The 11,743-nt window shown below is 64.6% G+C and carries 9 protein-coding genes and 1 tRNA gene; 6 read left to right on the forward strand and 4 right to left on the reverse strand.

Going from position 1 to position 11,743, the window contains the following annotated elements:
* Positions 1-29 precede the first annotated feature (29 nt).
* Together LJ737_RS13855 and LJ737_RS13860 are read left to right on the forward strand one after the other, a co-directional pair.
* Positions 30-1,592, forward strand: a complete 1,563-nt coding sequence (locus LJ737_RS13855; protein WP_227766681.1) for a M16 family metallopeptidase — start codon at positions 30-32, stop codon at positions 1,590-1,592.
* Positions 1,593-2,047: 455 nt separating this feature from the next.
* On the forward strand, positions 2,048-2,989 hold the full coding sequence (locus tag LJ737_RS13860; RefSeq protein WP_227766683.1) for a T9SS type A sorting domain-containing protein: 942 nt from the start codon (positions 2,048-2,050) through the stop codon (positions 2,987-2,989).
* 49 nt (positions 2,990-3,038) lie between these two features.
* Here the strand turns inward: LJ737_RS13860 and LJ737_RS13865 are convergent, their stop codons facing one another.
* The gene (locus LJ737_RS13865; RefSeq protein WP_227766686.1) at positions 3,039-3,527 is read right to left on the reverse strand and encodes a hypothetical protein; all 489 of its coding nucleotides are present in this window, start codon (positions 3,525-3,527) and stop codon (positions 3,039-3,041) included.
* A gap of 279 nt (positions 3,528-3,806) precedes the next feature.
* Here LJ737_RS13865 and LJ737_RS13870 point away from each other — a divergent pair, with 279 nt between their 5' ends.
* The gene (locus LJ737_RS13870; protein WP_227766687.1) at positions 3,807-4,415 is read left to right on the forward strand and encodes a hypothetical protein; all 609 of its coding nucleotides are present in this window, start codon (positions 3,807-3,809) and stop codon (positions 4,413-4,415) included.
* A 154-nt stretch (positions 4,416-4,569) separates the two neighbouring features.
* Positions 4,570-6,909 carry a GAF domain-containing protein gene (locus tag LJ737_RS13875; RefSeq protein ID WP_227766689.1) on the forward strand — a complete coding sequence of 780 codons (2,340 nt, stop codon included), beginning with the start codon at positions 4,570-4,572 and terminating at the stop codon, positions 6,907-6,909.
* 64 nt (positions 6,910-6,973) lie between these two features.
* On the opposite strand, the gene LJ737_RS13880 is transcribed toward LJ737_RS13875, so the two are convergent.
* The 3 genes from LJ737_RS13880 to LJ737_RS13890 form a co-directional block, all read right to left on the reverse strand.
* Entirely contained in the window at positions 6,974-7,648 is a 675-nt protein-coding gene (locus LJ737_RS13880; RefSeq protein WP_227766691.1) for a phosphatase PAP2 family protein, read from the reverse strand.
* Between the two features lie 118 nt (positions 7,649-7,766).
* A tRNA-Leu gene (locus LJ737_RS13885) sits at positions 7,767-7,848 on the reverse strand.
* 173 nt (positions 7,849-8,021) lie between these two features.
* On the reverse strand, positions 8,022-8,738 hold the full coding sequence (locus LJ737_RS13890; RefSeq protein WP_227766693.1) for a phosphatase PAP2 family protein: 717 nt from the start codon (positions 8,736-8,738) through the stop codon (positions 8,022-8,024).
* A gap of 100 nt (positions 8,739-8,838) precedes the next feature.
* Here LJ737_RS13890 and LJ737_RS13895 point away from each other — a divergent pair, with 100 nt between their 5' ends.
* Entirely contained in the window at positions 8,839-9,480 is a 642-nt protein-coding gene (locus tag LJ737_RS13895; RefSeq protein WP_227766695.1) for a class I SAM-dependent methyltransferase, read from the forward strand.
* Between the two features lie 365 nt (positions 9,481-9,845).
* Entirely contained in the window at positions 9,846-11,732 is a 1,887-nt protein-coding gene (locus LJ737_RS13900; protein ID WP_227766697.1) for a M61 family metallopeptidase, read from the forward strand.
* Positions 11,733-11,743 lie beyond the last annotated feature (11 nt).

Consider the following 11,743-nt stretch of genomic DNA (forward strand, 5'->3'; position numbering starts at 1 on the left):
AACGCGGGCTAAAGCCCGCGCTGCTTCCCATGAAACAGACCTTTCTCCGCGCCTCTCTCGGCCTGCTGCTGGGCGCGGCTACCATCACCGCCCGTCCGGCCCTGGCCGCCGACGTGGTAGAACTCAAGCAGCCCAACGCCGCCAAGGTGGTGGTGATGCTGCGCTTCCAGAACGGTTCGGCTTCTGACCCCAAGGGCAAGGAAGGCCTGGCCTACCTCACCTCCCAGCTCGTGACCGAGGGCGGCACCAAGGAGCTGACGGCCAGCCAGCTCAAGGACAAGCTCTACCCCATGGCCGTGCGCTACGGCGCCCGCACCGACAAGGAAGTCACCACCTTCACCTTCGAGTTTCACCGCGACTTCCTCGACCAGTTTTATCCGGTGCTCAAGGGTCTGATGCTCACCCCAAGCTTCACCCCGGAGGATTTTGCCCGCCTCAAGTCCAACCAGCTCAACTACGTGGAGCAGGTTATTCGGGCCTCCTCGGATGAGGACTACAGCAAGTTTGCCCTCGAAGACCAGCTTTTCCGCGGCACCCGCTACCAGCACATGACCCGCGGCACCGCGGCCGGCGTGCAGAGCCTCACGCTCGACGACGTGAAGAAATTCTACGCCGCGGCCTACGGCAAAAACAACCTCACCATCGGCCTGAGCGGCAATTACCCCGAAAGCTTCGTGCAGAAGCTCAAGAAGGACATGGATGCGCTGCCCACCGCCACCGTGAAGCCCGACGTGCCCAAAGCCGCCGCGCCAAAAGGCGTGCAGGTGGAAATTGTGAGCAAGCCCGACGCGCTGGGCTCGGCCGTGTACGCGGGCTTCCCCATCGAAACCACCCGGGCCAAGGATGACTTTGCGGCCCTGATGGTGGCCAATTCCTTTCTCGGGGAGCACCGCAAAAGCTACGGCAAGCTCTACGACAAAATCCGCACGGCCCGCTCGATGAACTACGGCGACTACAGCTACATCGAGTGGTACGAGGCCGGCGGCAACAACATGCTGCCCGTGCCCGGCGTGCCCCGCCACGCCAACTACGCCAGCATCTGGATTCGGCCGGTGCAAATTGCCGAAGGCCTGCGCAAGCAGTACCCCGCCGAGCTGGGCGACCTGAAAGTGGGCCAAGCGCCTTTCGCACTGCGCTTGGCCCTGCGCGAAATGGACGGGCTGGTGAAGAACGGCATGTCGAAGGAAGACTTCGAGCTGACGCGCACCTTCCTGCGCTCCTACACCAAGCTTTACGGCCTGACCTCGGCCAAGCAGCTCGGCTTCCTGCTCGACTCCAAGTTCTACGGCCGCAAGGACTGGCTGCAGGAGCTGGACGGGCAGCTGGCCAAGCTCACGCTGGACGACGTCAACAAAGCCATCAAGAAGTACTGGCAGGTGCAGAATATGTACGTCACCATCGTTACCGACGACAGCGAAGCCCAGCCCCTGGCCGAGGTGCTCAAAACCAACACCGCCTCGCCCATGAGCTACGCCAAAGTGGTGCGCGAAGGCCTGCCCAAGGAAATCCTGGCCGAAGACGAGCAAGTGGCAACGTACAAGCTGAATGTGACGAACGTAAAGGTGGTTGACACGAAAGACACGTTCAAGTAAGCCGCCCCGCAAGCTGCTGGCTCCCCGTCCTTGCGCGGCAGCCATCCGGCTTCCCCAGGCCAGCAGCGCGAGGAGGTAGGCCGCCGACGGTAGCACCCGGTAGTCCTTGCGAGCAACGCGCGGCACCCGCAGGAAGGCGTAGCCAATCGTTCCGCTAGTAGCACGACGGTACAAGAAGCACTAACCAAAACCGGACCGCCCGCAACCAACATCTGTGGTTCCGGGCGGTCCGGCTTTTGGGCCGATGTATTCAGGTCGGTAGGTATTGAGACGGCGGTGCTGCTAGCGAAAGGACTGGCTACGCCTTCCTGCGGTTACCGCGCGTTGCTCGCAATGACTAGGGAGTGAACCAATGCTTTCTGGTCCGGATAATTTTCCATCACCGCGTTAAACTCCCCGACCACTTACGCCTCTATGTGAGCAGAAAACGGTAACTATTTCCTCCTCGCATAAGCATGAAAACCTCCTCCTGGCTGAAGGTCCTCGCCTTTTCCTGCGCCCTGCTGCCCGCCACGGCTGGCTTCGGCGCCTCTCTCCAACACGGCCCCGGCTTTGAGCGGCCCGGGCTGGGTGGCCCCGGCCACCACCGCGGCAACGGCGAAGTGCGCGCCTACGTCGAGCAGAACGTGCTGCCGGTGGTGCGGCAGCAGCGCCAGAAGCTGGAAACCCAGCTTGCCGCCGCCGACCAAGCCCAGCTCGCCACCTACCGCACCCAGCTCAAAGCCCTGCGCGAGCAAGGCAAGGCCCTGCGCGAAACGCTTAAGCCGGCGGCCGGTGCCACACCCGGCCAGCGCCCGGCCCTCACCGATGCCCAGCGTCAGCAGCTGCAGCAGTTGCACGAGCAGCGCCGCACCATTATGCAGGGCGTCGGCCAACTGGCCACCAAGTACGCGGCGCAGATCAACCAGCTGAAAACCGAGGTGCAGCCCCAGCGCGAAAAGTGGGCCACCGATATCAAAGCACTGGTGCAGAAGCAGCTCACGCCCGAGCAGCAGCAGAACCTGGCGCAGCACCAAGCCCACGGCGGCCCGCGCGGGCACCACGGCCGCGGCGGCCACGGCCCGAAGCAGAACTTCTTCGGCGCCACGCGCTTCCTGCTCTTGGACCCGAACGCCTCCGCCCCGGCTACGGCCGTGGAAGCCAGCCGCCCGGCCGCTATGTATCCCAACCCCGCCAGCAGCGCCCAGCGCCTGGATTACGAGATAAAAAAGGACGGCAACGTGAAGGTGGAACTGCTCAACGAGCAGGGCAAAACCCTGCGCACCGTGTTCGACGGCAAGCAGGACAAGGGCAGCCACTCGCTCGACGTGAATCTCGCGGACCTGAACCGCGGCACGTACTACTACAAAATCACGAGCAAAGGCAGCTCCGAAACCCGCCGCTTCGTGAAGGAGTAACGGCCCTAAGAGCGTGTTGGGGATTCGTAGAAAGGGACATAATCGGCTGCTATTGAACGTAGCGGTCAATACGCTCTTTGGGACTATAGCTGATCACACTGTCCCCCTGGAATCTTAACTCCCAGAGTTCATAGTTATAGCCAGGTGGAGGTGGTGGCGGCGGCCCATCTACCTCTCGTTGGATGGGTGGCTTGCTTCGAGCAGGACGTTTCGTTGGCTGATAAATGTATGGATTGGGTTTGCCAACGAAATAAAGATCGTACTTACCAAGGTGCTCGACTCCTAGTAAAACATCTTGTATCTGTGTGGCCATTGCGGTAGTCATTGGTTCGCTATGGATAGAGACTCGCGCTGAATCGAAACCGATAATGATGATTGTGTCTGACTTCTGATCTACTTTGTGAGCTTCCATATAGCCTTTTACAAACGGCATGAGGACTGGGCTCACTTTCTCCAGACCAGCATTTCTATCAGACTGGCAAGCAGACATACCGGCCATTACCAGCAGCTTCCAACACCGAGTTACACGTTCGAGCATGGATAAAGGTAAATCCCCAACACGCTCTAAGTGCCCCAGCCGGCCGGACGTCGGCGCGAGCGGCCAGTTGCTGAGCCTAGTGAAGACCCGCGGTGCCACGACCCCCACGTCGTGGCACCGCTGCGTTTGGGCCGCGCGTGACCGGTGCCGGAAGTCAGCACTGCGCGGTCGGCCCGCCTGGTCCGGGCTTTACTGGCTTGGTACCACTATTTTTACGGGCCGTTCGTTAAGCTTCTTCGCAGCCGGTCCCGCGTGGGGGCGGCTGCCCCGCGTTTTGTGATGAAATTCTCCTCTGCTGTGCTGCTCCGGTCCGTGGTTTTTCCGCTGTTGTGCGCCGCCCTGTTTGCCGGCTGCTGCGGCTCGGTGTCGTGCAATTGCCAGAACTACCGCGCCGACGCGCTGCTGTTCAACTTCAAGCCCGGCTCCTTTACCGCGGCCCAGCTCGATACGGTGCTGCTGGTGCGCTCGGTGTACCCGCGCGACACGTCTACCACCACCGCCACTGGCATCACGTACGCCAAGGGCGACACGGCCAGCATCGTCCGCGACCGGTCCCTGGTCTTCACCACGCCCATCGTGCTCGACAATGCCGAGCCGTTTGCGGCCGTCAACGGGCGCAAGCTCGGCGACTCCACAGCCAGCAAATCGTACCGCTACACCATTCTGGTGCGCGAGCCGGCGCGCCGGGGCCGGGTGGTGGCGCGTTATTACATCGGGCGGGTGCAGCTTCGGGGGCAGTACGAGGCCGATGGCTGCTGCAGCTGTTACCGCAACGAGTCCAAGCAATTTACCCTCAGCTCCTTCGCCAATGGCACCCGCCGCGATACGCTCGTCGACGCGCACACGCCCCCCGGCACCGAGCCGCGGGTAACTATTCTGCGGCGCTAGACGGTCGGTTTGGGCCGCGCCTTGCCGAGCTGCCGCGCGGCCGTCGACGCGGCGGCCACGCGGCGGGCCGCCCGGGCTACGTCCGCCGGGCGGGTGGCTGCGTATATGTCCGGTAGTTGCGCCGATTGCCGCCCTGGCTGACTTCCCCTTCCGTATGCCCCGCCCTTCCGACGTTGCCCCGGCACCCGCCGCGCCGACTTTTTTCTTTCAGACCACCCTGAGCCTGGAGCCCATCATTGCGTGGTGGCAGGCCCGCACCGACGACCCCAACCCCGGCGTGTCGCTGCTGGCGCGCGGCATTTTGCGGGAGTTGGAACAGGCCCCCGAGCTGCGCGGCCCCCTGACCGAGCCGGCCGTGCTCGACGCTCACCAGCCCCTAGTGCAGGCGCTGATGGTGGCCGTGTTTCCGCCCGCTTCCTTCGATAAAGACATCAGCGGGGCCATTCCGCCCTTTCAGCGCTTTAGCTTCTACCACACCCCGCACTTCGCGGAGGTGCTGCTGGCGCCCGACAAGCGCGTGAAGCAGCCGCTCAACATCGACGCGGCCACCATGGAGCGCCACATGGTGCACATGGTCTACGCCCAGATCATGGAGAAGCTCTACGGCGAGGAGCTGCCCGACCACTACGGCAGCATCATCTTCACCGTGCCCGACTACAGCATCGGCCTGTACCGGCACTACAGCGTGGCCTTCAACTCGGCATTTCTCGACGTGAAAGTGGTGGGCGACAAGCCCGAGCTCAGCCCGGACGACCTGGAGCAGCTGCGCCGCAACCCCTACGACGTGGCCCTGTGGCGCCAGCTGCTGCCGCCCGAAAACTTCGCTCTCGAAGGCTTCAACATCCTGAACCTGAGCGACGTCACCAACCAGGAAATCCTCTCCGAGCTGAAGTACGACCTGCTGGAGCGGGACGTGCTGCAGGCCTCCGACCGGCTGGAGCAGATCCAGGAAAAGCTGCGCGTGCTCTTCGGCCGGCCCTTCCTGCAGCTCGGCATTGCGGCCTACGACGAGAAGAAAAAGGCCTTTGTGGACTTCGGGCGCAAGATCAACCACAGCTTCCTGATGAAGCAGCTGCAGCGTCAGGATGCCAACTCCGGCTTCCGGCGCGTGTACGCCCAAGTGACGCAGGAGCGCCGCCCGCTGGTGCTGGAAGACGTGGCCACGGCCGACATTCCGGAGGATTTGCGCGAGCAGCTCACCAGCATCGGCATCCGCTCGGCCATTCTGGCCCTGCTGCCCTACGGCGACGACGCGGTGGGCCTGCTGGAGCTGGGTTCGCCCAACGCCGGCGACCTGGACGAGTTTTCCCTGGATAAAGTCACGGCCTTTTTGCCGCTGTTTGCGGTGGCGGTGAAGCGCAACGCCGAGGAAATCCAGACCCGGGTGCAGGCCATCATCAAGGAGAAGTTCACGGCCATTCACCCCAGCATGGAGTGGCGCTTCACCGACGCGGCCTTGAACCTGCTCGAGAAAATCGAGGACGGCAACAAAAACGCGGAAATGGAGCCCATCGTGTTCCAGGACGTGTACCCGCTCTACGGCTCGTCGGACGTGCGCGGCTCGAGCACGGCCCGCAACGAGGCCATTCAGGGCGACTTGATCGAGCACCTGACGCTGGCCAACCGGGTGCTCAAAAAAGCCACCGAGTTTCAGGCCCTGCCCATTCTCGACGAGCTGAAATTCTACGTCACCAAAAATCTGAAGCGCCTGCGCCAGGGCATTTTGTCGGGCGACGAGGTGAGCATTCTGGAGTCGATTAAGTCGGAGGTCGAGCCGCTGTTCGAGTACCTGGCCCAGCACACGCCCGAGCTGCGCCCGGTTATCAGCGAGTACTGGTCCAACATTGACCCCGAGCTGGGCATTCTGTACAAGCGCCGCAAGGCCTTCGAGCAGAGCATCACCCAGCTCAACGACGCCGTCAGCGACTACCTCGACGAGGAAGACCGCCGCGCCCAGCAGATGTTCCCGCACTACTTCCAGCGCTTCAAGACCGACGGCGTGGAGTACAACATCTACGTGGGCGCCGCCCTGGTGCACGACAAGCCTTTCGACCTCATCTTCCTCAAAAACCTGCGCCTGTGGCAGCTGCTGGTAAGCTGCGAAATTACCCGCCTCACCCACCGCCTCAAGCCCACGCTGCCCGTCCCGCTCGATACCACCCAACTGGTGCTCATCCACTCGCAGGCCCTAAGCATCCGCTTCCGCATGGACGAGCGGCAGTTCGACGTGGACGGGGCCTACAACATCCGCTACGAAATCATCAAGAAGCGCGTGGACAAGGCCACCGTGGCCGGCACCGGCGAGCGGCTCACCCAGCCCGGCCACATTGCTCTGGTGTACGCCCAGGCCCGCGAAGCCGCCGAGTACCGCGAGTACGTGGACTACCTGCAGGACCGGGGCCTGCTCGACCCCGGCGTGGAAGAGCTGGAATTAGAGGAATTGCAGGGCGTGAAAGGCCTGCAGGCCATCCGGGTGAAGGTCAAGCTGGACTGAGTCTGGGTAGGCGGATGCGAGTTGAGTCGGTTATCGTTGCAAGGACTTCCTACTGCGCACCCGTCTACCCTTTTGCCCCCATGCGGCGCAGGCGGCGGCGCACGGCGGTCTGTACCAGCACTACCCAAGCCACCCCGGCCGCGAAGCCGGCCAGCACGTCGGTGGCGTAGTGCACGTGCAGGTAGATGCGCGTCAGACCAATGAACAGGGCCCAGACCACTAGCAACACCGCCCAAGCCGGGTGCCGGCCGTGGCGCCACAGCTGCCAAGCCAGCATGCCGTACAGCGCCAACCCGATCATGGAATGGCCGCTGGGAAAGCTCAAGCCGGGTTGGTAGACCAGGGCCGTGAGCGGCCGGACGCGGCCGAAAAAGTGCTTGAGCAACTGATTCAGCAAGGCCGAGCCGGCAATGGCGGCAAAGACCTCCACGGCTTCGCGCTGCCGCTTCAGCCCCCACCACAGCAGCGCGGGCAGCGCCACGGCCGCAATGACAAACCAGCGGGCCGAGCCGAAAAACGTCACGCGCAGGGCCCATTCGGTCAGGCCCGGCGTGGCGGCGCGCAGCCGGTCCATTAAATCGAAGGCAGCTTGGTCGAAGTGCTCCGGGCCGGCCACGAACACCAGGCGCGTGAGGTACAGAAAAGCCAGAAAGGACGCTACGAAGGCCCCGGCTAACGTCAGCACCTCGGCCGTGAGCTGGCCGGTCAGGCGAAGCAGGAACTGGGCAAGACGGTTCATAACTGGCCTTGGCTTACGGCAAAACCCGGCGGGCGGTCCAAGGCGGCCTTGGCAGGGCGTCCAACCGAAAACGCCAAAAAGGCGAAAGCCGGCCCTTTCGGAACCGGCTTTCGGCTTGTGCGGTCGGAGAGACTCGAACTCTCACACCTTTCGGAACTGCCGCCTGAAGACAGCGCGTCTACCAATTTCGCCACAACCGCAGCTTTTAAAAACTCGCCGCTGTTGGTAGGTCAGTGGCGAATTGTGATACAAAAGTAGAGGGCTTCCGGGCAGTTGTCAAGCACTCGGGCAAAGATTTTTCCCATCAGCTGCTTTTTATCCTGACAATCAGCGGGAAATTTTTCACCGGCCGTAACCTACCGGTAACGCTGCGTTACTCGGCCGGCAGGATGGAATCGGCCGTGGCGGTGCGCACGCGGTGCTTAACGGTGCGTTCGAGCCGGTTGAGCAGCGGAATGGCAATCAGCAGCCACAGCCCGCCCGCCGCGAAGCCGGCCAGCACGTCGGAGGCGTAGTGCACGCGCAGATACACCCGCGTCAGGCCAATCAGCAGGATGAGCGTGCCGATGAGCACAGTAAGCAGCCAGCGCAGGGAGCGGTTGTCGACGTGGCGCCAGACGAGGTAGATGAGCAAGCCGTAGAACGAGGCCGAAATCATGGCGTGGCCGCTCGGAAAGCTCAGGCCCGAGGCCGACGTCAGCGGCAGCAGGGGCCGCGGGCGGTGGTAGAAGTTTTTCAGCAGCAGGTTGAGCGTGATGCTGCCCAGGGCCACCACCGGCACTTTCAGCGAGTACCAGCGGTGCTGGCGCAGAAACAGAAAATAGCCGATAACGGCCAGCGCGGCCCCGATGATGAAGTTGCGCGAGGCCAGAAAGGTGATGAAATCCACCCAGCGGCGGTTGGCTTCGCCCAAAAACGCGTGCGACCATGCGAAAGCGCCTTCGTCGAAGCTGAGCTGCCCGTCGCCGAGCACCTGCCGGCCCAGCAGCAGGAACACGACCACCCCGGCGGTGCCCACAGCCAGGGTCAGGGCAAATTCGGTGAAAAACAGGACGAAGCCGGCGAGCAGGCGGCGGAGCGTGGTGGTCATGCGCAGGGGGAAGCGGTGACGGGTACCGGAAACAACGCAAAGCCGCCGCCGAAGGATACCCCTTGGCCGCCGTCCGCGTATGATCGGGCAACTTTGCGCTATGGCTGCTGCTCCTGATTTTGATTTTGTGGCCGGCGTCTACGACCCGCTGGCCCGGCTGGTATTCGGCTCCACGCTGCTGCGGGCCCAGCGCGCGGCGCTGCGGGCCGGGCTGCCGCTGGCCGGGGCCGCGCCGCGGGTGCTCTTCATCGGCGGAGGCACGGGGCGGGTGCTGCCCGAGCTGCGGGCGGCTAGCCCGGCAGCCAACGTCTTGTATCTGGAGGCTTCGGCCCGGATGCTGGCGCAGGCCGAGCAACTGGCGCGGCAGCTGCCCGGCGCCGCGGCGCGCATCAGCTTCCGCCACGGCACCGAAGCCGCCCTACAGCCCGCCGAGCAGTTCGACGTCATCATCGCGTTTTTCCTGTTCGATTTGTTTCCGCCGGCCGAGCTCAGCGCGCTGCTGGTGCGGCTGCGCCAGCACGCGCACGGCGGCACGCACTGGCTGGTGGCCGATTTTGCCCCGCCCCGGCGCGGCTGGCAGCGCGGCCTGCAGTGGCTGATGTACCGCTTCTTCGGGCTGACCTCGGGCGTGCGCGGGCGGCGCATGCCCGACATAGCCGCCGCGTTGGGCGGGCTGGGCCTGCGGCCAACCTGGGAGCAGCGCTGGGCCGATGGCTTGGTGCAGGCCGGGGTGTGGCAGTAACCCGAGCTCCGTGTTGAGTAGGTGTTGTTGATGTTGCCCGTCATCCTCATCTGGCGTACGCCTAAGCGAAGGACCTTCCTCTCACCCTGCACCGCCGCTGCCGAAGCAGTGCCGACGCTTTCGTACTGGCGGCGAAACGCCGAAGCGCAGCCATCAAGCCGGTGTAGCAGGGCGTTGGTGACTGCGCTTCGTGGCTGGTGCGGGATTGGAGAAAGGTCCTTCGGCTGCGCCGTACGCCAGATGGAGGACGACGGGCGGATAAACGGGCTCAGTCCTGGCAACGGCCAGGCGCAACGGCCGAGCCGGTTTCGGTGTCTGCTGGCGGGCGCGTACTTTCGGGCCCTTTCCCGCTGACCTTCCCCCGTATGCTTTCTTCTTCCGCTGCCGCCCGGCTGCTGGGCCTGGGCCTGCTGGCCGTTCCGCTGACTCTTTCGGCCCAACAGGCCGCCGCGCCGGTGCAATACCGCATCAGCTTCCCCAACGCCGTGCACCACGAGGCGCAGGTGGTGGCGCAGTTTAGCCAAGTGCCCGCGGGCCAGCCGCTGCACGTACGCATGGCCCGTTCCTCACCCGGCCGCTACGCCCTGCACGAATTCGCCAAGAACGTGTACGACGTGAAGGCCACCGACGCCCAGGGCCGCCCCCTGCCCCTCACCCACCCCGACCCCTACGGCTGGGACGTGACGCCCGGCCCCGACGGCACCGTGCGCCTGAGCTACACGCTCTACGGCGACCGAACCGACGGCACCTACGCCGGCATCGACCAGCAGCACGCCCACCTGAACATTCCGGCCACCTTCGCTTACGCCCGCGGGCTGGAACAGCGCCCGGTGCGCGTGGTGTTTGAGCAGCTGCCCGCCGACTGGAAAGTGGCTACCCAGCTCATCCCCGTGCAGCTCAACGGCACAACCGTGCCCGGCCAGTACGAGGCGCCGCACCTGCAGTATTTCATGGACTCGCCCACTTCCTTGGGCGCCCAGCAGGTGCGCAGCTGGCAGGAAGCCGGCCAGCAGATCGAGCTGGCGGTGCTGCACCCGGGCGCGGAGGCCGACCTGGACCGCTTTGCCGAGCTGACCAAGAAAGTGGTTACCGAAGCCCGCGCCGTGTTTGGCGAGCTGCCCGCCTACGACTTCGGCCGCTACACCTTCGTGGCCGACTACCTGCCCCAAGCCAGCGGCGACGGCATGGAGCACCGCAACTCCACCTCGGTGACCAGCCCGCGCCCCCTCAGCGGCCCCGGCGCCCTGGACAACCTGGGCACCGTGTCGCATGAGTTTTTCCACAGCTGGAACGTGGAGCGCATCCGCCCGCGCGACCTGGAGCCCTTCGACTTCGAGCGGGCCAACATGAGCGACATGCTCTGGTTTGCCGAGGGCTTCACGCAGTACTACGGCGAGCTGGTGCTGCGTCGCTCGGGCGCCTATGCCACCGACCAGCAGTACTGCGAGGAGGCGCTGACGGGCCTAGTCAACGCCATGCAGGCGCCCGGGGCCAAGCGCTACGGGGCCATCTACATGAGCCAGCAGGCGCCGTTCGTGGATGCCGCCAAGTCCATCGACCCGAGCAACCGGGCCAACACCTACCAATCGTACTACCCGCTGGGCGGGGCCACCGCCCTGGCCCTGGACCTGACCCTGCGCCAGCGCTACCGCACCACCCTCGACCAGTACATGCGCCTGGTGTGGCACCAGCACGGCAAACCCCAGCAGAACTACGCCCCCGCCCGCCCCTACACCGTGCCCGACCTGCAGCGTCTGCTCGGGCAGGTCAGCGGCGACACGGCCTTTGCCGGGCAGTTTTTCCGCCAGCACATTTACTCGGCCGCCGCGGCCCACGACTACGCCACGCTGCTGGCCCCGGCCGGCCTGCTGGTGCGCCCGGCCCGGCCCAACGACCCCAGCCTGGGCCTGCCCGGGCAAGTGGCCTTCAACAACGGCCGCTTCGTCATCACTTTCAATACCCAGACGGGCACCCCGCTCTACCAGGCCGGCCTCGACCGCGACGACGAAATCCTGCGCCTCGACGGCAAGGAGCTGAAAAAAGAAGCCGACCTGGCCAAGGCGCTGAAAAAGCACAAGGTGGGCGACACGGCGGCGCTGGAAGTCCGCTCGCGCGGGCAGGTGCGTACCGTGCAGGTGCCGCTGCTGGCCTCGTCGGTGCTGGAAGTGCTGACGTTGGAAAAAGCTGGGCAGCAGCCCACGGCCGAGCAGCTGGCCTTCCGCACGGCCTGGCTTGGCACCCAGGTGAAGTAGCTCTAGAGCCC

Source organism: Hymenobacter sp. 15J16-1T3B, assembly GCF_020711235.1.
Taxonomy (GTDB): Bacteria; Bacteroidota; Bacteroidia; order Cytophagales; family Hymenobacteraceae; genus Solirubrum.